The 22,301-nt window shown below is 54.2% G+C and carries 20 protein-coding genes and 1 pseudogene; 4 read left to right on the top strand and 17 right to left on the bottom strand.

The features are described 5' to 3' along the window. Positions 1-19 precede the first annotated feature (19 nt). The 7 genes from hprK to NSQ51_RS14710 all read right to left on the bottom strand — a co-directional run bounded on the left by hprK (position 20) and on the right by NSQ51_RS14710 (position 8,559). Positions 20-955 carry an HPr(Ser) kinase/phosphatase gene (gene hprK / locus NSQ51_RS14680; RefSeq protein ID WP_049625138.1) on the bottom strand — a complete coding sequence of 312 codons (936 nt, stop codon included), beginning with the start codon at positions 953-955 and terminating at the stop codon, positions 20-22. 248 nt (positions 956-1,203) lie between these two features. After that, positions 1,204-1,566 (bottom strand): phage holin family protein, encoded by a 363-nt coding sequence (locus tag NSQ51_RS14685; RefSeq protein ID WP_033015030.1) that lies wholly within the window; start codon positions 1,564-1,566, stop codon positions 1,204-1,206. Between the two features lie 102 nt (positions 1,567-1,668). Further along, entirely contained in the window at positions 1,669-1,995 is a 327-nt protein-coding gene (locus tag NSQ51_RS14690) for a DUF4870 domain-containing protein (protein WP_011232554.1), read from the bottom strand. A 128-nt stretch (positions 1,996-2,123) separates the two neighbouring features. Next, positions 2,124-4,982: an excinuclease ABC subunit UvrA gene (uvrA, locus tag NSQ51_RS14695; protein ID WP_049625150.1), complete on the bottom strand. Its 2,859-nt coding sequence runs from the start codon at positions 4,980-4,982 to the stop codon at positions 2,124-2,126. 16 nt (positions 4,983-4,998) lie between these two features. Then, entirely contained in the window at positions 4,999-6,975 is a 1,977-nt protein-coding gene (uvrB, locus tag NSQ51_RS14700; protein WP_049625137.1) for an excinuclease ABC subunit UvrB, read from the bottom strand. A gap of 175 nt (positions 6,976-7,150) precedes the next feature. Further along, entirely contained in the window at positions 7,151-7,372 is a 222-nt protein-coding gene (locus tag NSQ51_RS14705) for a CsbA family protein (protein WP_033012047.1), read from the bottom strand. Positions 7,373-7,386: 14 nt separating this feature from the next. Further along, complete coding sequence (locus NSQ51_RS14710) at positions 7,387-8,559, bottom strand: PDZ domain-containing protein (protein WP_033015020.1); 1,173 nt, start codon at positions 8,557-8,559, stop codon at positions 7,387-7,389. A gap of 393 nt (positions 8,560-8,952) precedes the next feature. On the opposite strand from NSQ51_RS14710, the gene NSQ51_RS14715 reads away from it, so the two are divergent. The 4 genes from NSQ51_RS14715 to NSQ51_RS14730 all read left to right on the top strand — a co-directional run bounded on the left by NSQ51_RS14715 (position 8,953) and on the right by NSQ51_RS14730 (position 13,773). After that, complete coding sequence (locus tag NSQ51_RS14715; protein ID WP_033012045.1) at positions 8,953-9,495, top strand: MerR family transcriptional regulator; 543 nt, start codon at positions 8,953-8,955, stop codon at positions 9,493-9,495. A 283-nt stretch (positions 9,496-9,778) separates the two neighbouring features. Further along, positions 9,779-10,966, top strand: coding sequence for an IS701 family transposase (locus NSQ51_RS14720; protein WP_342462700.1), 1,188 nt, complete (start codon positions 9,779-9,781; stop codon positions 10,964-10,966). Between the two features lie 124 nt (positions 10,967-11,090). After that, positions 11,091-12,764 (top strand): DUF6044 family protein, encoded by a 1,674-nt coding sequence (locus NSQ51_RS14725; RefSeq protein WP_121650116.1) that lies wholly within the window; start codon positions 11,091-11,093, stop codon positions 12,762-12,764. 16 nt (positions 12,765-12,780) lie between these two features. Then, positions 12,781-13,773 carry a glycosyltransferase family 2 protein gene (locus tag NSQ51_RS14730; RefSeq protein ID WP_033015013.1) on the top strand — a complete coding sequence of 331 codons (993 nt, stop codon included), beginning with the start codon at positions 12,781-12,783 and terminating at the stop codon, positions 13,771-13,773. Between the two features lie 88 nt (positions 13,774-13,861). Here NSQ51_RS14730 and NSQ51_RS14735 read toward each other — a convergent pair whose 3' ends face one another. The 10 genes and pseudogenes from NSQ51_RS14735 to prfB form a co-directional block, all read right to left on the bottom strand. Beyond that, entirely contained in the window at positions 13,862-15,322 is a 1,461-nt protein-coding gene (locus NSQ51_RS14735; RefSeq protein WP_033015012.1) for a S41 family peptidase, read from the bottom strand. 366 nt (positions 15,323-15,688) lie between these two features. Then, positions 15,689-15,910: pseudogene (locus NSQ51_RS14740) on the bottom strand (pirin-like C-terminal cupin domain-containing protein); the annotation flags it as partial. Positions 15,911-16,033: 123 nt separating this feature from the next. After that, complete coding sequence (locus NSQ51_RS14745; protein WP_049624811.1) at positions 16,034-17,332, bottom strand: peptidoglycan DD-metalloendopeptidase family protein; 1,299 nt, start codon at positions 17,330-17,332, stop codon at positions 16,034-16,036. A 24-nt stretch (positions 17,333-17,356) separates the two neighbouring features. Then, on the bottom strand, positions 17,357-18,250 hold the full coding sequence (gene ftsX, locus NSQ51_RS14750; protein WP_064213620.1) for a permease-like cell division protein FtsX: 894 nt from the start codon (positions 18,248-18,250) through the stop codon (positions 17,357-17,359). Then, complete coding sequence (gene ftsE, locus NSQ51_RS14755) at positions 18,240-18,926, bottom strand: cell division ATP-binding protein FtsE (protein ID WP_033015009.1); 687 nt, start codon at positions 18,924-18,926, stop codon at positions 18,240-18,242. The genes ftsX and ftsE overlap by 11 nt, the downstream gene beginning before the upstream one ends. A 219-nt stretch (positions 18,927-19,145) precedes the next feature. Continuing rightward, a complete protein-coding gene (gene cccB, locus NSQ51_RS14760; RefSeq protein WP_033015007.1) occupies positions 19,146-19,478 on the bottom strand; it encodes a cytochrome c551 in 333 nt (110 codons plus the stop codon). A gap of 62 nt (positions 19,479-19,540) precedes the next feature. Beyond that, positions 19,541-20,404, bottom strand: a complete 864-nt coding sequence (locus NSQ51_RS14765) for a YitT family protein (RefSeq protein ID WP_049624810.1) — start codon at positions 20,402-20,404, stop codon at positions 19,541-19,543. 136 nt (positions 20,405-20,540) lie between these two features. After that, positions 20,541-20,801, bottom strand: a complete 261-nt coding sequence (locus NSQ51_RS14770) for a type II toxin-antitoxin system RelE/ParE family toxin (RefSeq protein WP_013524619.1) — start codon at positions 20,799-20,801, stop codon at positions 20,541-20,543. Next, positions 20,770-21,030 (bottom strand): hypothetical protein, encoded by a 261-nt coding sequence (locus tag NSQ51_RS14775; RefSeq protein ID WP_011232575.1) that lies wholly within the window; start codon positions 21,028-21,030, stop codon positions 20,770-20,772. Before NSQ51_RS14775 ends, NSQ51_RS14770 begins: the two co-directional genes overlap by 32 nt. A gap of 110 nt (positions 21,031-21,140) precedes the next feature. Beyond that, positions 21,141-22,245, bottom strand: a protein-coding gene (prfB, locus tag NSQ51_RS14780) for a peptide chain release factor 2 (RefSeq protein WP_121650115.1) whose coding sequence is annotated in 2 segments (ribosomal slippage) — positions 21,141-22,169 and positions 22,171-22,245 — 1,104 coding nt in all. Because the reading frame shifts where the segments join, the coding sequence is not laid out codon by codon here. Positions 22,246-22,301: the final 56 nt, after the last annotated feature.

Below are 22,301 nucleotides of genomic sequence, written 5' to 3' on the forward strand. Positions count from 1 at the left end.
ACGCAAGAAACGCCGACGATCAGTCGTAATCGTGCGCGCCGTCTTCGATGGCGTCGCTCAATCGCGCCGAAAACTCCTCAGCCGCGTTGACCCCGAGCCGCTTCAGACGGAAATTCATCGCCGCCACTTCGACGATGACCGCCAAGTTGCGCCCTGGGCGGACCGGAATCGTCAATTTCGGCAATTCCGTGTCCAAAATTTTCACTTTCTCTTCTTTCAACCCAAGCCGGTCGTACTGTTTGTCCGGGTCCCACAACTCCAAATCGATGACGAGCGAAATGCGCTTATGCGTCCGCACCGCCCCGGCGCCGAACAGAGTCATCATGTTGATGATGCCAAGTCCGCGAATTTCGAGCAAATGTTCAATCAACTCGGGCGCGCTGCCGACGAGCGTATCTTCATCTTCTTGGCGGATTTCCACACAGTCGTCGACGACCAACCGATGGCCGCGTTTGACGAGCTCCAGCGCCGTTTCGCTTTTGCCGACGCCGCTTTTGCCCGTGATCAACACCCCGATGCCGTACACATCGACCAACACCCCGTGCACCGCGGTGGTGGGGGCGAGCTTGCTTTCCAAATAGTTTGTCAATCGGCTTGACAGGCGGGTCGTTTTCATCGTCGAGCGCATGACCGGCACCGACTGGCGCTCAGACGCTTCGATCAGCTCCGGCGGAACCTCAAGTCCACGCGAGACGATGATCCCTGGCGTAATGTCCGTGCAAAGCCGTTCCATCCGCGACTTTTTTTCTTCCGGCGTCAACGTTTCATAAAACGACAGCTCCTTCCGTCCGAGCAACTGCAGACGCTCCGCCGGGTAATAGGCGAAATAGCCGGCCATTTCAATCCCCGGCCGCGACAAATCGCTTGTCGTAATCGGGCGGTAAATGCCCTCCGCGCCGCTGACGAGCTCGAGCTGGAACTGTTCAATGATGTCTTTCGTCCGCACTTTTGGCATACGTCGCCTTTCTCCCCTTTCTTCATCTTTCTTCCATTGTAACACGTTTCGTTCCGCCCTTGAATGGAAAACATCGGGGAAAACAAAACAGGGACGGCTCACCCCGTCCCGATCAAGCCAAACACATCAAACCGAAACGATCTTCACCGCATCGTTTCTCCCATTGCAACCTCTTGCCGCATTCGCCATCTTTTCACACGATCACGGAAAACCATGGCGCCACCGGCCTTCCAATGGATCACGCCCCGTTACGACCGGTTGTGGAGCGGCTCGATCACCGCTTTTTGCACAAGCAAATGGAAAAACGACAAGACGATCGACGCAAGCAGCGCCGTGCCAAAGCCGCCGATTTGAAACGCATCGCCCATCAGCCCTGCAGTCATCATGAGCGTGATGGCGTTAATGACAAACAAAAACAAACCGAGCGTCAACACGGTCACCGGCAGCGTCAACAAGATGAGCACCGGGCGAACGACGGCGTTGAGCACCGCCAAAATCACGCTCGCCAAAAACGCCGCGCCGATGCCGCTGAAGTGAATATCGTCAAAATAGCCGTCAATCGCCATGAGCAACACCGTATTGATCAACACACCGATCAGCCAATTGAGCATTTCATCACCATCTTTATTCGAGTCTCGCGCCCGCCGGCCACACCTTGTTACAGTCCCAAAGAAACGGGGCCACGGCATTCGCCGGCAAACGGGCGCTTTCTCTTATTTTAACACTTGAATCCCTTTTATGACATTCCAAACAATGACAACAAGATTCACCGCCCCAGCAACGAGGAACCCAAGCCAGACGAGCCCGCCGCCAAAAAGAAGCGATTCCTCGCCCCAATGGCCGAACAGCACCGGCGACGCGGCCAACGCAATGAACAAGAGGATCGTAACGGCCGGAATCAAATGCGACACGAGCGACCGCTTCGCATGGCGTTTGACTTCAAGATCTTCGACAACAAAATAGACGACAATCGGCAAAATGAACGGCGCAAAAAAGACGCTGAAATAACAAAGCGCGGATAACACTTTGTTCGTCGACAATCGGCAATCCCCTTTCCAAGTTTCCTTTACCTGTATATACGACGGCCGCTAGGAAAAGTTTCCTGCCGACGGCAAAAAAAGGCGGAGGCCGCCGGTGTCCCAAGCGGCGGACAAAGCCGCAAAGGCCTTTACGCCTTCGCCGCTTCATATTGCGCCTGCATGCGCGCCCGGTCGCGTTCGAGAATCGGTTTTAAGTAGCGGCCGGTGTGCGATGCCTCGACCTCGGCCACCTCTTCCGGCGTGCCGACGGCCACGATTTGCCCGCCGCGGTCGCCGCCCTCTGGGCCTAAATCAATAATATAGTCCGCGGTTTTGATGACGTCCAAATTATGCTCGATGACAAGCACGGTATCACCGTTGTCGACGAGCCGATGGAGCACGTCAAGCAGCCGGGCGATGTCATCAACATGAAGCCCGGTCGTCGGCTCGTCCAAAATGTAGAGCGTCCGGCCGTTGGAGCGGCGGTGAAGCTCAGCGGCGAGCTTGACGCGCTGCGCCTCGCCGCCGGAGAGCGTTGTCGCCGGCTGACCGAGCTTCATATACCCAAGCCCGACGTCATAGAGCGTCTCGAGCTTGCGTTTGATTTTCGGGATCGAGGCGAAAAAGTCGAGCGCATCTTCGACCGTCATGTCCAAGACATCGGCGATGTTTTTCCCTTTATACGTCACCTCGAGCGTTTCACGATTGTACCGTTTGCCGTGGCACACTTCGCACGGGACGTACACGTCCGGCAAAAAGTGCATCTCAATTTTGATGATCCCATCGCCATGGCACGCCTCGCAGCGCCCGCCTTTGACATTGAAGCTGAACCGCCCTTTTTTGTAGCCGCGCACTTTCGCTTCGTTCGTTGAGGCAAACACGTCGCGGATGTCGTCAAACACCCCGGTGTACGTCGCCGGGTTCGACCGTGGCGTGCGGCCGATCGGCGACTGGTCGATGTCAATCACTTTGTCGAGATGCTCCAGCCCGCGGATGTCGCGATGCTCGCCCGGCTTGGCTTTCGCCCGGTTGAGCTTTTGCGCCAGCGCCTTATACAACACTTCGTTGACAAGCGTGCTTTTGCCCGAGCCCGACACCCCGGTGACAGCGACAAACGTGCCGAGCGGGATGTTCACCGATACGTTTTTCAAGTTATGCTCGCGCGCGCCGACCACCTCAAGCCAACGTCCGTCCGGACGGCGCCGCTCGGCCGGAATCGGGATGAATTTTTTTCCTGACAAATACTGGCCGGTGAGCGAGTTCGGATTGTCCATCACCTCTTCCGGCGTGCCGGCGGCGACGACCTCGCCGCCGTGGATGCCCGCCCCCGGGCCGATGTCAATCAAATAGTCCGCGGCTAGCATCGTATCCTCGTCGTGCTCCACGACAATGAGCGTATTGCCGAGGTCGCGCATGCTTTTCAACGTCGCGATCAAGCGATCGTTGTCGCGCTGATGAAGCCCGATCGACGGCTCGTCGAGGACGTACAGCACCCCCGTCAGCCGCGAGCCGATTTGCGTCGCCAAGCGGATGCGCTGCGCCTCGCCGCCGGAGAGCGTGCCGGCTGAACGGCTGAGCGTCAAATAGTCGAGGCCGACGTTTTGCAAAAAGCCGAGCCGGTCGCGAATTTCACGCAAAATAAGGCGGGCGATTTGCGCCTCTTTTTCGGTCAGCTCGAGCCCGTCAAAAAAGGCGAGCGCCTCGGTCACCGACATGGCGGTGACCTCGCCGATATGCTTGCCGCCGACAAGGACGGCCAGGCTTTCTTTTTTCAGCCGGTAGCCTTGGCATGTCGGACACGGTTGTTCCGCCATATACTTTTCCATCTGCTCGCGAATGTAATCGGAGCTTGTCTCCCGGTAGCGGCGCTCGATGTTGCGAACGACGCCTTCAAATGCGATGTATTGTTCACGCACTTGGCCAAAATCGTTCGTATAGCGGAAATAAATCGGCTCACCGCCGCTGCCGTACAAAATTTTCGCGAGCTGCTCTTTCGGCAACTCCTTCACCGGCACGTCCATCGGGATGCCGTAGTGGCGGCACACAGCTTCGAGCAGCTGCGGGTAGTATTGCGAGCTTTGCGGCTCCCACGGAGCGATGGCGTGTTCTTTTAACGTCAGCTCATCGTTCGGGATGACCAAATCGAGATCCACTTCGAGCTTCACCCCGAGCCCGTCGCAGTCCGGGCAGGCGCCGAACGGACTGTTGAACGAAAAGAGGCGCGGTTCAAGCTCCCCGATCGAAAAGCCGCAGTACGGACAAGCGTGCTTTTCACTGAACAAGAGCTCCCCCTCGCCGATCACGTCAACGACCACTTTGCCGTCGGCGAGCTTCAGCGCCGTCTCCAACGAATCGGCAAGCCTTGATGCGATGCCGTCCTTGATGACAACCCGGTCGACGACGACATCAATCGAATGTTTTTTGTTTTTTTCCAGCTCAATGTCCTCCGTCAACTCGCGCATCTCACCGTCAATGCGAACGCGCACATACCCTTGTTTGCGAATATCCTCCAATGTCTTGGCGTGCGTCCCTTTTTTTCCCGAGACGATCGGCGCCAAAATTTGCATTTTCGTCCGCTCCGGGTAAGCAAGCAGCCGGTCGACCATTTGCTCGATCGTCTGCGATTGGATTTCAATGCCGTGCGTCGGACAAACAGGGCGGCCGATGCGGGCGAATAGAAGCCGCAAGTAATCGTAAATTTCTGTCACCGTGCCGACGGTTGAGCGCGGGTTGCGGCTCGTCGTTTTTTGGTCGATCGAAATGGCCGGCGACAATCCTTCAATCGCATCGACGTCCGGTTTTTCCATCTGCCCTAAAAACTGGCGGGCGTACGCCGACAGCGATTCGACGTAGCGTCGCTGACCTTCCGCGTAAATCGTATCAAACGCCAGCGACGACTTCCCCGACCCGGACAGCCCGGTCAAGACGACGAGCTTGCCGCGCGGGATTTCAACGTCAATGTTTTTCAAGTTGTGGGCGCGCGCCCCTTTGACAATGATTTTCTCCATTCCGTTCACCCGGCCATCATCCTTCCGCTTTCAATTCGAAAATGACGTCGCGCAGCTGGGCGGCCCGCTCGAAGTCGAGCGCTTTGGCCGCCTCTTTCATCTCCGTCTCGAGCGTTCGAATCAGCTCTTCCCGCTCTTGTTTCGTCATCGCTGCCGCCGGCTTCGCCTCGTACATCTCCGTCTCTTCCGCCGCATACGTCGCGCGGATGACGTCGCGAATCTCCTTTTTCACCGTGCGCGGCACGATGCCGTGCTTTCGGTTGTACTCTTCTTGAATCGCGCGGCGCCGCTTCGTCTCTTGAATAGCGATTTCCATCGATTTCGTCACTGTATCGGCGTACATGATCACATGGCCGTTCGCGTTGCGCGCCGCCCGGCCGATCGTCTGGATGAGCGAGCGCTCCGAACGCAAAAACCCTTCTTTGTCGGCGTCCAAAATGGCGACAAGCGACACTTCCGGAATGTCCAATCCTTCCCGCAGCAAGTTGATGCCGACCAGTACATCGTATTTGCCGAGCCGCAAATCGCGGATGATTTCAATGCGCTCGAGCGTCTTAATTTCCGAATGCAAATACGCCACCTTGATCCCCGCTTCTTTTAAATAATCGGTCAAATCCTCCGCCATTTTTTTCGTCAGCGTCGTCACGAGCGTCCGTTCATTCCGCTCGACGCGCTCATGAATTTCGCCGATCAAATCGTCGATTTGTCCTTTTGTCGGACGGACGTCGATTGTTGGGTCAAGAAGCCCGGTCGGGCGGATGATTTGTTCGACAACGCCCGGGCTGTGCTCGAGCTCGTACGGCCCCGGCGTCGCCGAGACGTAAATAATTTGATGGATTTTTTGCTCGAACTCTTCAAACGTGAGCGGTCGGTTGTCGAGCGCCGACGGCAGACGGAAGCCGTGGTCGACGAGCACTTGCTTGCGCGCCCGGTCGCCGTTGTACATGCCGCGCAGCTGCGGCAAGGTGACGTGTGACTCATCGACGATAATCAAAAAATCGTCCGGAAAATAGTCAAGCAATGTATACGGCGTCGATCCCGGCGGCCGCAGCGCCAAATGGCGCGAGTAGTTTTCGATGCCGGAACAAAAGCCCATCTCGCGCATCATTTCCAAATCATAGCGCGTCCGTTGCTCCAGCCGCTGCGCCTCCAACAGCTTTCCTTGGGCGCGCAGTTCGGCGAGCCGCTCCTCAAGCTCTTGTTCGATGTTTTGAATGGCGAGCCGCATTTTCTCCTCGCGCGTGACGAAGTGCGACGCCGGGAAAATGGCGACATGCTCGCGCTCGCCGAGCACTTCGCCCGTCAAGGCGTCCACCTCGCGGATGCGCTCGATTTCATCGCCAAAAAATTCGACGCGAATGCAATGTTCATCGCGCGACGCGGGGAAAATTTCGACCACATCGCCGCGGACGCGGAACGTGCCGCGCCGAAAGTCGATATCATTGCGGTCGTATTGGATGTCAACGAGCCGCCGCAGCAGCACGTTGCGCTCGATTTCCATCCCCACGCGCAATGAAACGACAAGCTCGCGGTATTCTTCCGGCGACCCTAAGCCGTAAATGCATGAGACGCTGGCCACGATGATGACATCCCGGCGCTCAAACAACGCCGACGTTGCCGAGTGCCGCAATTTGTCGATTTCATCGTTGATTTTCGCATCTTTTTCAATGTACGTATCCGTCTGCGGCACGTACGCTTCCGGCTGATAATAATCGTAATAGCTGACAAAATATTCGACGGCGTTGTGTGGGAAAAACTCTTTCAGCTCGCTGTACAATTGACCGGCGAGCGTTTTGTTGTGGGCGATGACAAGCGTCGGCTTGTTGACTTGGGCGATCACGTTCGAGATCGTAAACGTTTTGCCCGTCCCCGTCGCCCCAAGGAGCGTTTGATGTTTCACACCCCGCTGCAAGCCGTCCACAAGCTTGGCGATCGCCTGCGGCTGATCGCCTTGCGGTTCGTACGGCGACACTAATTGAAAACGGCCCTCCACCGTTTCGCCTCCTTCTTCAATCCATCTTTCCCCATTGTATCATATCCTCTGCGCAGATGCACAAAAAACGCGAACTGGTATTCGTTCCAACCTGCACAGCGATTTCCATTCCGTCAGGCCGCTTCCAGCTGCATAGATAAAAAAGCGGACCGCTGCAGATGGGTCCGCTTCTCTGTCATTTCTTTAAGTTGTCCAACATTCGCCCCGCCAACAGAAAACCGGCAATCGTCGAGGCGATGTCGGCGACGATTTCGTGCAGCTCGTCCGTATACCCTTTGGCATACGAGGCGACAAGCAAGGCAACGGTCAACAACAACGCAATGTAACGGTTGTACGTCACCCGCGCAAACAGCAGCAACAAAAGGCACGGGATGATAAGGGCCGCGAGAAACCACATACGTCTAGTCTCCTTTACGACACAGCTTCGGACGCCGAAGAGCCTCGTTGATGAACGAACAGCAGACCAAGTTCGTGGTGGCCGTCTTCATACACCGCTCCTTGAACGAAGCGGATCTCGCCGTTATGGCTGATGACTTCCAGCTTGCAAAACGCGCGGTTGCGCTGGAGCGCCTCGTAAAACTCGGCCTCAGTCTGCACTGGAACGCCGTTCGCTTTTACAATCACTTCACCAATGCTTAACCCCATTTGTTCCGCTTTGGAATTCGGGAGCACCCCGACGATCACCACGCCTTGCGGATGGCGGGCAAACCGGGGCGGGCGGGCGCGGTCGGCGCGGTGACCGGAAAAGGCAATCCACTCCCGCCCAATGATGGCTGCAGCTCCTGCGGCAGCCCCTAGCAACGGATGCCATAATCCGAAGACGGCCAGCACGGCGACAAGCCAAGCGAGGCGAAGCACGCGCCGCCCTTCTTCACGAGCTGCTTCCGCCGGCAGCACGTGCTGCCGGCGCTGCGAAAAGCCGAGAAGAAACGGCACAAGCCAAAACGAATAGCCGTCCCCAGCTGGAATGAGCGGCCACCACGAAACCGACGGCAACGCGCCGTCGGATATCGGCAGCACGACCGGCACAAACCAAAACCGTTGCGTCCACTGCATGCCGACAATCATTCCACGTTTGCTTCTCGCAAGCTGCGGCGAGGCCGCCCCATTTCGCGAGCGGAGAATCAGCCATCCTTCCGCCAACAGCAACAACACAAGCAGGGCGGCAAGCGCCCCTCCATCCGCCGCACCGTCTGACAACAGATGAGCGGCAAGTCCGCTTGGCCCCGCCAAGCCGAGCAAGACGAGCGCTCCGCCCACTGTATAAGCCGGTGAAAGGAGGCGCGCCTCCATCGTCAGGCCAAGCAGGATCGTCAACCCCGTCACCGCCCACACCGCATCCGGCGGCAACGCGAGCCCGATGCCGGACGCAATGACAGACAGCACAGCGCCCGCAACCCATCCCCACGTCCAAAGCCCACGCCATTCTTGCCCCAGCCGATAGACGCGCACATGAAAATCGCGGCGCTCCCGCTTCACCCGCCGCCAGCCGGCACCCCAGGCCAACAGCAGGCCGTAATACAAGAGCGGCTGCCGCCACACATCGGCGACGCCTTCCAACCATTCCAATCCCCAAGTTGCCATCCGCCTTCCCCCTCGCTTCGTTCCCCATTCTTTATCTCCTGAATCCGTGATAAAAACGCGTTCAAACTGCTGAGAAAGCTTGATAAATCAACAAATATCACACTTTTTGCTTTTCACTCAATAAGTGAACATCCGAAACTGGGCTAAACCCTTGATATGATTACGTTTTCCGGTGCTTTTGATGAGCTGCTGTCACGGATTCAGGTATCTTCTATTCTACCAAATGACTGGGACAAATCCCATGCCTGCCGCCATCTTTTTTGCCTGAATGGCGAATTTGCGCTGTTTTCCACTTTCTTTGCCGAATGGACACTAGTTTTGTCGCCCGGGCAGGATTTCTTATGCCAATGAAAAAAGGGATATAGAAGAAGACAAAAAAGGAGGAGTGGAACGATGGAGTTAAAAACACCCGACGTTGCCGCCCGTCTCGGAGTGTCGCCAAAAACGATCCAGCGCTGGGTGCGGAAATACAACATTCCGCTGCAAAAAAATGAAGCCGGCCACTACTTGTTTGACGAAAAAACGATCGCCCTGCTTGAGCGGGTCAAATTTGAACAAGGCGCCGCGCTGGAAACGCAGCCGAAAGCAGAACCGAAAACACCGCCGGCCCCTAGCCGTCCTTCAACATCGCCGCCGAACGTTCCTATTCATGCCCTGTTTCAAGAATATGTCGGACCGGAAATCAGCCGCGTCTCCCTGCGCCTTGATCAACTCGAGCAGCAACTGGAACAAAAAGCGGATGACGTCGTTTCCGTTCAATTGCTGCACCACCGACGGGAGATGGAAGAAATCACCGCCCGCCTGACCGCCTTGGAACAGCTCGTTGCCCGCCTCGAGCAACAGCTGAATCACCAGCCGCCCGCCCCGCACAATCCGTCCGAAGAACCGAAGCGGAAACGGCGCGGCCTCGGGCGGGTGATGAACTTGTTTGTCTAACCGTGCAAAGGCACAATCAGCCCCACCAAACAGGCAACGAGTTTATCGTGCGCTCTGCCTTAGGCAGGGCGTTTTTTCTGCCCTTCCTTATGATCCGTCCTTTTCCTTCTCTTCACTGCTTCTTTACTCTTTTTTCATTCTTTTTTAATCATCGTTCTTTATAATCTGTAGATGAGCAAATTCACTGACATAAATTGACAACTAAACAAAAAAGGAGACATGAACCCGATTCCTTGGTTAGAATAGATGTACCACCAACTATCCACAAGGAGGTTCATGTCTCATGAATAGATTAGCACATCACCAAGGAATCCACAAGTTTTTCTTCACGCTGGGGTTGACGCTGCAGCTTTCCAAACCGGTCATCAAGCATCTCATTCATATTGTCGATGCCTTGACCACCAAGGGATTCTCGGGAACATTGACTGATATTCATTACTGGAGCTTTCATCCGAATCATCGAACGACGCTCCGTCACTTTTTCACGAAAAGCCCTTGGAACGAGGAAAGGCTGCTTGGGAAGCTTCAAGAGTGGATCCTTTCCCAGGTCGAACGACTGGCCAAACGGAAGAATCAACCCCTTTTTGTTTCGATTGATGATACGATTTGCCAAAAAACAAAGCCTTCGTCACGGGCTGTGCACGCCATTCAAGGGTGCGACTGGCACTACTCGCATAAAGATCATCAATCGGTCTGGGGGCATTCGCTCGTTTGGCTGATGGTGCACACCTTCACGCAGGCGTTCCCATTTGCGTTCCGCCTGTATGACAAGAAAGCGGGAAAAAGCAAGATCGACCTGGCGATCGAGATGCTTTCCTCGCTCAAGGTGAAGCGGGCTCAGCCGGTGTATGTGCTCATGGATTCGTGGTATCCGTCCAAAAAGCTCATCGAAGCCTGTCTGAAACAGGGATTCCATGTCATCGCGATGCTCAAGACGAACCGGATTCTCTACCCGAAAGGCATCGCCATCCAAGCCAAGCAGTTTGCCCGCTATATCGAGTCCAAAGACACCCGCCTCGTCACGGTGGGGCAGGAGCGTTATCGCGTGTATCGCTATGAGGGGGCCATCCATGGCCTCGATGACGCGGTGGTGCTGCTGGCTTGGAAGGCGGATCAGCCGATGGCGCCGGAACATCTTCATTGCATCTTGAGCACCGACCGGGAACTCGGGGACGAAGACATCTTGCGTTACTACGCCCAGCGCTGGACGATCGAGTGCTTTTTCCGGCAGGCGAAAGATCAACTGAAGCTGGATGGATACCGCGTTCGCCACATTCGGGCGGTGAAACGGTATTGGGCGGTGGTGCTGCTCTCCTGCGTGTACAGCATCGCCGAATCCCGACAAAACCTCTCCACCGGGCTGGAGCTTCTTCGGTCGCGGAAAGACCACAGCGTCGTCGAGTTCATTTATGACGCTGCAAAGCAAGAGATTCCCATTGATGTGATCAAAAAACCGCTCCGTATCGCGTAAGGGGTACCCTGTTTGTCTCTCTAACCATGGAAATTATTGTAATGAAAAATGCTCATCTACAGTTTATAATGTATAATGTCCCGTGTTGCCAATGCTACACCTGTCCAAAAAGGGGGAGCAACAAGTGAAACAGATTGAACGCAGGGCCATCGCCGCTTCCTTTCTTATCTTAGCGCTCTATCTTTCCCCGCTTTACCTTCTCGGCGAGCATGCTCACATTCGTGTCCATGACAATATGGACTCAAACATCGCCTGGTACCGCGTGCTTGCCCGAAGTGGACAATTGTTTGGCCCGCTTGACGCCGTGATTCCGCAAGTGATCAACGGGTTGCCGCGCAACGCCTTCGGCACTGAATTCAGCGGCATCGTGTGGCTGCACGCTTTGTTTCCCTCCATGGTGGCGTACGCCATCAGCCAAACGATCACGAGGGTATTCGCCTTTTTAGGCATGTATTGGCTGCTCAGGCGCCACTTTTTGTCTTCACCGGAATCATGGCTCATTCGCGTCGGGGCGGCGCTTGCTTTTGCGCTGACACCGTTTTGGCCGTCCGGCATGTTAAGCACGCTCGGCATGCCGCTGGCGCTTTGGGCGTTTCTGTCGATCCGCAACGGAGAAGTGACATGGAAAGAATGGCTGGCGATCATCTTGCTTCCGTTTTACGCCAGCTTTGTGCTCGGATTTTTCTTTTTCCTCGCCGCGATGACGGCGGTGTGGCTGTTTGACGGCGTTGTCCGCAAGCAATGGAACAAGCGGTTTTTCGCCGCGATCGCCCTCATGACTGGCATCTTTTTGGCCATCGAGTACCGCCTCGTGTACTCGCTTGTCTTCAGCGGCGAACCGACGAGCCGGAACGAGTTCCTCTCCTCGCGGCTCAGCTTCGTCCATTGCCTTCGTTTAACGTTGAAAAATTATGTGCTCGGCCATACGCATGTGATGACCGTCCATGGGCCGATCATCTTGCCGGTGCTTTGGGCAGCGTTTTTTCTCGTTTTGCGCCGCCATCAGCGCGGGCCATTGGAGCGACGCTTCCTTTTGTTGTTTTGGTTGAACATCGCCTTATCGGCTTGGTATGCGTTTTGGTTTTACAAAGGGTGGCAGCCGCTGAAAGAACGAATTTCCCTTTTGAATACGTTCAATTTCGCCCGCTTCCATTTTTTGCGGCCGATGGTCATTTACATCGATTTTGCCTTGGCCTTGCAAATCTTAGCCAAGGAACGGACCGCATGGCGGCGCCTCGTGCCGATCGCCTTGGCGCTGCAGCTGCTTTTGCTTGGCGGGTTTAATGAAGAAATCCGCTATCGCCTCGCTGGCACCCCATCGTTCGAGCAGTTTTATTCCGAACATTTATTTACCAAAATCAAGCAATACATCGGCAAGCCGGTATCGTCCTACCGCGTCGCCAGCGTTGGACTTCACCCGGCCATCGCCCAATACAACGGGTTTTATACGCTCGATACGTACAACAATTTTTACCCGTTATCGTATAAGCGGAAGTTCCGCCGCATCATTGCCAAAGAATTAGACAAAAGCCCCGTGCTGAAAGACTATTTCGACCATTGGGGCAACCGCGTCTATTTGTTTTCGGCAGAGCTCGGGAAACATTACATGTTCACGAAACGCTCGCATAAGGTCATCCGTCATTTCGAGATCGACACAAAGGCGTTCAAACAGCTTGGTGGCAAGTACATTTTTTCCTCCGTTCCGATCGAAAACGCCCGCGACATCCATCTCCGCTTCTTGCGGGCGTTCACTGATCGACAGTCAGTCTGGAAAATTTATGTGTACGAAGTGGAGTGAAAGGGAGGTAAGAAACATGGTGGACAAACCATTGTTAGCCATCGTCGTCCCCTGCTACAACGAAGAAGAAGTGCTGCCAGAAACGGCCCGGCGGCTGACCGCTTTGCTTGAGCAGCTGCTCGAAGAAGGAGCAGTCGCCATCGGCAGCCATATCGTGTTTGTCGACGACGGCAGCCGCGACCGGACATGGGCGCTCATTGAAGAAGAAAGCGAGCGAAATCCTTTCGTGGCGGGCATCAAGCTCGCGCGCAACGTCGGCCATCAGCGGGCGCTGCTCGCTGGACTCGAAACGGTTCGCGCGTACGCCGATTGCGCCGTATCCATTGACGCCGATTTGCAAGACGATGTGGAGGCGATCCGCGAATTTGTGCAAAAATACCGCGAAGGATATGACATCGTGTATGGCGTGCGGCGGAGCCGAAAGACAGACACGTGGTTCAAGCGTACGACCGCCCAAGCCTTTTATCGGTTCATGAGGGCCATCGGAATCGAGCTGATTTACAACCATGCCGACTTCCGGCTGATGAGCAAGCGGGCGCTCGATGAACTGAGCCGTTATACGGAAGTCAATCTCTTTTTGCGCGGGTTGGTTCCGCTCGTCGGCTTCCGCTCGACGTGCGTCTTTTACGACCGGCATGAGCGGTGGGCTGGACAGTCGAAATACCCGCTCAAAAAGATGCTTGCCTTCGCCTTTGACGGCATCACGTCCTTGAGCGTCGCACCGATTCGCGCCATTACGCTCATCGGTTTTTTGGCCTTTCTCGCGAGCGGTGCATCCGGGCTGTACGCCCTCATCAGCAAACTTCTCGGGCACGCCGAATCAGGCTGGACGTCGCTCATGATCTCCATTTGGTTCATCGGCGGGCTGGTGCTCATGAGCCTCGGCCTCATCGGGGAATACATCGGCAAAATGTATCAAGAGGTGAAACGGCGGCCCCGGTTTGCGGTCGAAAAAACCGTGCAGCTGCCGCTTCCATCAGAAAAGGAGAAAACACCAGCCCATTTGTAGGAAGCCAGCGATAGTCCACAGGCAAATCAGTCACAAAGAAAAGGGTGCCTCTGCGTTGTCAGAGGCACCCTTTTCTCTTTACTCGTCATCATTGGCTCGCGCGCGACGGAAACAACACGCCAAGCGCTTTTTTCAACTGCACATCATGCTTCGGATCGCGGACGGCTTCCATGATTTTCGTTTGCAACACATCCGCCGTCGTCTCATCGATTCGCCCCGTAACCGGGAGCTGATTCGCTTTTTGGAACGCTTGGACGGCTTGCTCGGTGTCTTTGCTGAAGTAGCCGTCCGTGCGGCCCGGGTTGAAGCCAAGCCCTTTGAGCATTTTTTGCGCATTGGCGATTTGCTCGTCGTTCATGTCATACCGAAGCGGTTTTTCGACATGAAGCGGAGCGACGTGGAAATAATCCGGCTGCGCCACCGCGACATCCGGCTTGATCCCTTTTTTATGGATCCAATGCCCGTCTGGCGTCAGCCATTTGTACAGCGTCAATTTGATGTTGCTGCCGTCGCCCATCGGGATCGCCTGCTGCACCGTCCCTTTGCCGAACGTTGCCTCGCCGACCAGCTTGTAGCCGCCCGCTTCCTTCATCGCTCCGGCCAAAATCTCTGACGCCGATGCGCTTCCTTTGTCGATGAGCACGACGATCGGGTATGGCTTTTTCGCCGTTAAATCGGAATAAAACTTTTGCCGATCGCCATCGCGTTCTTCAATTTGCACATATGGTTTGCCTTTCGGGATGAGTTGCTTCAAAATTTCCTCAACGCTTTGCAAATAGCCGCCCGGGTTGCCGCGCACATCGATGATCAAGCCATCAATATGTTCGGCCTCAAGCTTCGCCAGTTTCTTTTTAAAATCGGCGGCCGTGTTTTCCGAGAATGATGTAATTTGCAAATAGCCGGCCTTTTTGCCTTCATACGTTTTGACCGACTCATACACCGTCTGAATCGGAATTTCGTCGCGGACGACTTTGACTTTCATCACGTTTTTGACGCCCGGGCGCAAAATGTCAAGCTCCACTGTCGTCCCTTTTTTGCCGCGGATTTTCAGCACCGCTTCATACAAGTCAAGCCCCTCTAGGCTTTCCCCGTTCACTCGCAAAATTTGGTCGTTCGGCTTCAGCCCCGCTTTTTCCGCCGGCGAATTTTTGATCGGAGCGACGATCGTCACCTTGCCGTCGATCATGCTCACTTCGGCGCCGATTCCTTCAAACGACGAGTCGAGCGACTCATTGAACTGCTCCGTCGTTTCCGCATCCATGTAGACGGAATACGGATCATGGAGCGTGTCGATCATCCCTTGAATGGCGCCTTCCGTTAATGTTTCTTCATCCACTTTTTCCACATACCGGTTTTTAATGAGTTCGTACGCCTGGCGGATTTTTTTCATTTCGTCATGATCGCTGGCCGTCTTGGACAGTTCCTCAGAAATGGCCTCCGGCATCGGCCCGTCTTCTGCTCCGCCAGCCAGCTGCAAACCGGCATACGTCCCGCCGGCCCCGATGAGCATCGAGATGGCCATGAGTGCGGCCGTTGTCGTTTTCTTCACGTTGTTTCCTCCTCACCCTAAACCTGCCCTTTCCATTGCCTGCAACGGAAGGGAAAGGGGGTCTCTTCGTTCTCCTTCGGCGAAACAAGCGGATGCCTCTAACGCCAATGAGAAAAGGAAAAGCACCGCCCAAACGCCGTGCCATGCCTTTATCTCCATCATATGTTAGGCTTGTACCGAGTATGCTCATTCGTTGTCTATCCTTTACTAGTTTACACGCTGCGTTTTGATTTCTCAACTCATACGGGCGCGGAAAAAAGAGGCACCCCCCGCCATTTTGGCGAACGATGCCTCTTTTTGATTCGTCTTTTTAGCCGCATCCGAAGTGGCCGTCAAACGAATGAACCGCACAAAAACGAAATGCTCTTACTCCTCTTTGGGCAAATCAATGAGCATGAACTGCGCTCCTTCGTTCGTCACCAAGCGAAGCGCCGGCGTGTCCGTAATACGGGCCGCATCGCGCCGTTCGAGATGGGCCTCACCGTTTAACGCCAAATCCCCCTCAATGACAAAGACAAAGATGTTCCGCCCTTCCGGCTGGGTAAACGTCAGCTCATGCCCGGCTTCCAAATCGGAAAGATAAACAGTGTACTAAGGTACAGAGTCAAGGGGGGATGTGGTGCAGCCAAACCGTTTTCCTTGATGTCAAATCAATCAAAAAAATACGCAACTTGTCCGTCTCATAGACAGACAAGTTGCGTATAGCAGAATTTAGAAAGCGATGTAATTACGCGGATCGACCGCATTCGTTTTTCCTGGGTTCCAGCCGCCGCGGTGCAGTTCAAAATGAAGGTGCGGACCGGTCGAATTTCCAGTATTACCCATATAACCGATGACTTGTCCTTTGCGAACGTGCTGCCCTTCGCCGACAAGACGCGCTTCTAAATGAGCATACACGGTCGTATAGGTTTGCCCATTAATCACATGGCTGACGAAAATGACGTTGCCGTAGCTGCTAGAATAGTAGGAGCGGAACACAATGCCGTCCGCTGCCGCGACAACCGGCACAACAGGAGCTCGCTTGCCAATGTCGACCCCGGGATGGAAGTCCGTGCCGCCAAACCGGTAGCCAAAGCCCGAGGTGATCGGACCGTTGGCTGGACGGGTGAAGGCCCCGCTCGACACAGGCGGTGTGCTGCCGCCCGATGGCGCTTCTTCTGATGACGATCCTCCATCGTTTGGCGCGGTATATGTACGTCCCTTCTGTTTCGCTTCTTCTTCGGCCCGTTTTTGCCGTTCGAGTTCGGCAAGCTGCTCTTTCACCGCCGCTTCTTGTTTGGCGATCAGTTCTTTTTCTTCTTCAAGCGCCATCTTATGATCATGCTCTTCTTCCTCTTTTTGCTTCAAATCGGCCATCAGGCGATTTTTTTGTTCCAGCTGGCCAGCCAGTTCAGCCTGCAGCTGCTTCAATTCTTGCAAATCCGCCTGCAGCTTGTTCCGCTTTTCGGTCAATTCTGTTTCCTTTTTTTCTTTCAGCGCTTTGTCCGCTTCCTGTTCACGGATGATTTGCTGGTCCGCTTCCATAATCGTGGTGACAGCGCTCATCCGGTCGATGAAGTCGCTGAAGCTTTGGGCGCCAAGCAATACTTGCAAGTAGCTGATCGCCCCGCCGCTTTCCTGAAGCGAACGCATCCGCCCTTTTAAAATTTCGTTCCGCTTTTCAATCCGCTCTTGAATTTCGGCAATCTCTTGTTTCAGTGTCTCGATCGCCTGCTCGGTTTCATCAATATCTTTGCTGACGTTGCGGATTTTGCCGCTCGTTTCGTCAATCGCCACGTTGAGTTTTTGAATGTCATTGGCAACTTGGCGCTGTTGCGAGCGAAGCGATTCGATCGTTTTTTGCGCCTCATTGATTTTTTGCTCGACATCGGACCGCTTCGAACGCAGCGAATTCATTTCATCCCGCTTCTGCTCGATGTCGCGCGTACTGACGGCGTTCGCTGCCGGCGGGAGAATGCCCAGCCCAAGCGCCCCGGCAACAGCGAGCGCCAACATGCGTTTCTTTTTCATCTTTCCCCTCTCCCTTTCTATCATTTATACTTTTAAAAACTTGCGCACAGACATAACGCTTCCCCAGACGCCGATGCCGGCGCCAATCACTAGCAGCAGCCCGCTTAACTGCCACATAAACGGCGAAAACGGAAGAAGTTCAAAAAACGGCAAGGAAACCCACTGTTCATACACCTGATACACGTTGTAGTACACGATCGAAAGCGCCGCGATCGGGAAGAGAGCGCCGAGCATTCCAAGCCATAGCCCTTCCAAAAAAAACGGCCAGCGGATAAACCCGTTCGTCGCGCCCACGAGCCGCATGATTTCAATCTCGCGGCGGCGGGCGAAAATCGTAATTTTGATCGTGTTGGAAATGAGAAACATCGCCGTAAACAACAATCCGAGAATGAGCACGAGCCCAACGTTGCGCGCCACTTTCAGCGCGTCAAACAGCTTCTCGACCGTCCCTTGGCCATAATTGACTTTATGAACGAACGGCAATGTTTCGATTTGTTTGGCGATTTTCACTGTATCTTGCGGATGGGTCGCTTTCACGACGTATACATCGCTTAGTGGGTTGTCCTGTTCAAATAAGCGGAACGACGAGCCTTCGTCCCCCATGCTTTTGATCAGCCGCTTCAGCTCTTCGTCCTTTGATGAATAGCGCACTTCCTTCACGTTTGGAATGGCTTCAATTTGCCGGCGCAAGGCGTCTTTTTGCCGGCTGTCAGCGGTCAGCTCGATATGGACGCGAATTTCGACATCGTTTTCGACTTTTTTGGCGAAATGGTTGATGTTAAACATGACGACAAAAAAGACACCGACAAGCAACAACGTCACCGTGACGGCGCTCGCGGACGCAAATGTCATCCAACCGTTGCGGCCGAGGCTTTTCATGCTCTCCCGAACGTGGCGCTTGAACGTATTAAGCGTCATAACCGTATTCCCCCTTCGCCTCGTCACGGACAATTTTTCCGTTTTCGATGGCGATGACGCGCCGACGAGTCGCGTTGACGATCTCTTTGTTGTGGGTCGCCATCACAATCGTTGTGCCCCGGTCGTTGATTTTCTCAAACAACTCCATAATTCCCCATGACGTTTCTGGATCCAAGTTCCCTGTTGGTTCATCGGCAATGACGATTTTGGGGGAATTGACAATCGAGCGGGCAATCGAAACGCGCTGCTGTTCGCCCCCGGACAGTTCGTTCGGGTAAGAGCGGACTTTATGTTTGAGGCCGACTAAGTCGAGTACTTCCATCACTTTTTTGCGGATCGCTTTCGGCGATTCTTCAATGACTTCCAACGCAAACGCCACATTTTCATAGACATTGAGCTTCGGAAGCAGCTTGAAATCTTGAAACACAACGCCGATGTTGCGGCGCAGCAACGGGACTTTGCTGTCTTTGATTTTAGCGAGGTTCACGCCATTGACGATGATTTTGCCGCTCGTCGGCTTTTCCTCGCGGTACATCATCTTAATAAACGTCGACTTTCCAGCTCCGCTGGGTCCAACGACATAGACGAATTCTCCTTGCTTGATGCGAACGTTGATGCCGTTTAACGCCACAACGCCGTTTGGATACGTTTTGTATACATCTTGCATTTCAATCATCATCATCACCTATTTTCGACTTTCCTGTTGCCCTTTCTCGAGCTGTTTCGAATGAATCCTGCAAAATTCCGCAAAGATTATTATAACACGATTTTCTATTGTCGAATTTTACATTTATATTTCAAATGGCCAACAAAAGCAAGAGTAGGAAAAACGGCCCAAAAAAACACACCGTCTGGTTTTCGGTTCAACCAGACGGTGCACATGCGGTGATCCTTTTCATTTTTTCGAAGCGAGCCATTCCGCCACTTTATCAGCGTCTTCCCCTTTAATGATTCCGGCCGGCATGGCGCCGCGGCCGTTGGCAATGATCTCTTTGATCTGCTCTTTGGAGTACTTGCTTCCAACCTTTTGCAAGTTCGGGCCGACCCCGCCCGACAAGTCTTGTCCATGACAGGACGCACAGTTTTGTTTATAAATTTGCTCGGCGGACGCGGCGGTATCTCCTCCACCATTGTTGCCGTTGTTGTTCCCAGCGTTGTCCCCGCCACCGCCGCACGCGGCAAGCGCGAGCGAAACGCCAAGGAACATCGCAGCCAACTTCCACTTCATGGCGAACTCCCCCCAGAAAACAAAAATTTCATTCTCTTTTATTATAACCGATTTTTTCCGTTTTACGTACGTTGAAATCCCTCTCCAAGCACTTCGACGGCGTTGGCCACGACGACAAACGCTGTCGGATCAATGGTTCGGACCAATTGTTTCAATTTCGTGAACTCGGATTGCGCGACGACGCACATCAGTACCGGCCGTTCGTGTTCGGTGTAACCACCGTACGCCGGCAGCCGCGTCACCCCGCGATCGATTTCGTGCAAAATGGCGCGGCGCACTTTTTCCTCTTCATTGGTAATAATCAAGGCAATTTTCGAATAGCCAAGCCCAACTTGGACGAGGTCGATCGTTTTGCTCGTCACATACAAGGCGATCAGCGCGTAGAGCGCTCGCTCAATGTCAAAGACAAACGCCGCGGTCAACACGATCAAGCCGTCAATCAAAATCACACACATGCCGAGCGATAGCCCGGTATATTTATGGATGATTTGCGCCGCCAAATCGGTGCCACCCGTCGAAGCGCGGCCGCGAAATACAATGCCAAGGCCGAGCCCGACACCGATACCGCCAAAGATCGCGCCAAGAAGCGGATTCGTCGTCGCCGGCTCCATCCCTTTCGTCATGTAGACGACCAACGGCAAAAACACCGTCCCGACAAACGTCTTGACGCCAAACTGCCGGCCTAGCAGCACAACGCCAGCGATAAAGAGCGGAATGTTGAGCGCCCATTGGACGTAGGCAGGCTCAATGCCAAACAGCGCGTGCATAATCGTGCTCACGCCGCTTACCCCGCCCGAGGCGATCCGATTCGGCAGCAAAAACACGTTAAACGCCACCGCGACAACTGCCGCGCCGACCAGAACATACACATACTCCAAAGCTCCCTCCAACGTCGGAGGCATGGTCTTCTCTCTTCGCTTCCGCATGCTTCCCCACCTTCCTCTGTGAGTATAGCATGCCCGTTTTGGCAAGTAAATGACAGCCAGTTAACGCGATAACGGTCTGCTATGATAAAGGAAAAAAGGACGATCCGATGATCGCCCTAGCCAAAAAATACAAGCCTCAATACACATCCCCGCGGTTGCCGATCGCCTCAATATAGATGATTCGTTCATCATGATCGATGCGAAACAACACACGATATGTTCCGATTCGCAGCCGATATAATCCATCCTGCCCCTTCAACTTTTTAATATCCCCCTGTGGTGGGATCGCAAGCAGACCTTGCAACCCAGAGGCCAACCGTTCTTGAACCTCTTTTTCTTGCCTAGCGATGAATTTGACTGCAGCCTTACGGTAAATCAACTTGTAGCCCGAATTCACGCTTGGCTTCTCCCCCGGTGATATATCCTTCATCGCTTTGCAGCTGCTGGCGCTCTTCTTCCGTCAACGCTTCTTCTTCATCTGTTTCGTCAATCCGCTCCCATACCATTCGTTCCTTTCTGGACCGATCAAGCAAGTACATCAAAAAATCGTACGCGGTTTGATGATCCGTTTCATCCAACCGGTCAATCAGTTCGTAAAGCAATTGTTTGCGCACAGCCAAAGCCATCGCCCTCCTTTTTCCTTATCATTACCTTCAGCGTATCACGAAAGCATAGATGCGTCAAAAGGCCAAAACACGATTTTGAAGCAAAAAAAGGACGATCCGATGATCGCCCTTTACTTCAACTTCGCACGCAAATACGCGTCAATAAACACATCAATTTCCCCATCCATCACCGCTTGCACATTGCCGACCTCGACGTTCGTCCGATGGTCTTTGACAAGCGAATACGGATGGAAGACGTACGAACGAATTTGGTTGCCCCAGCCGATTTCTTTTTGCTCGCCGCGCAGCTCAGCGAGTTCGGCCTGCTGTTCCTCGAGTTTCTTTTGGTACAATTTCGCCTTCAACATATTCATCGCTTTTTCGCGGTTTTTAATTTGCGACCGCTCCGACTGACACGTCACGACAATGCCAGTCGGCAAGTGAGTGATGCGCACGGCCGAGTCGGTCGTGTTGACGTGCTGCCCGCCCGCTCCGCTCGAGCGGTACGTGTCGATTTTCAGCTCTTCCGGCCGGATCTCAATTTCAATGTTATCATCCATCTCCGGCACGACTTCGCACGAGACGAACGACGTATGGCGGCGGCCCGAGGCATCAAACGGGGAGATGCGCACAAGGCGGTGCACCCCTTTTTCCGCTTTTAAGTAGCCGTAAGCGTTATGCCCTTTAATGAGCAGCGTGACGCTTTTAATCCCCGCTTCCTCGCCCGGGAGGTAGTCGAGCGTCTCGACTTTGAACCCTTTTTTCTCCGCCCAGCGCGTGTACATGCGCAACAACATCGACGCCCAGTCTTGCGACTCCGTGCCGCCCGCGCCCGGGTGGAGCTCCAAAATAGCGTTGTTTTGATCATACGGCTCATTGAGCAGCAGCTGCAACTCAAACTCGCTGAAGTCTTTTGTCAGCTTTTTCGCTTCCTCGACCAGCTCAGCTTGGAGCTCGTCATCCGGCTCCTCCTTGAGCAATTCGTACGTCACTTCCAAGTTGTCAAACCGTTCTTCCAGTGAAGAAAATTCCTCGACGAGATCTTTGAGCGCATTCGCTTCGGAAATGACCGCCTGCGCCGCCTTCTGGTCATCCCAAAAGTTGGGCGCGGCCATTTGCTCCTCTAATTCGCGAATGCGCTCCTGCTTCGCTTCGAGGTCAAAGAGACCCCCTGATTTCCGCTAATCGCTTAGCCATTTTCTCAAGCTCTTGCTTAATTTCCACCAAATCGATCATGTTGTCCTCACCTCATCATGAATATAGTATGTCAATGGTTCATATCTGCCATTCAA

The organism is Geobacillus sp. FSL K6-0789 (genome assembly GCF_038593135.1).
GTDB classification, from domain to species: domain Bacteria; phylum Bacillota; class Bacilli; order Bacillales; family Anoxybacillaceae; genus Geobacillus; species Geobacillus stearothermophilus.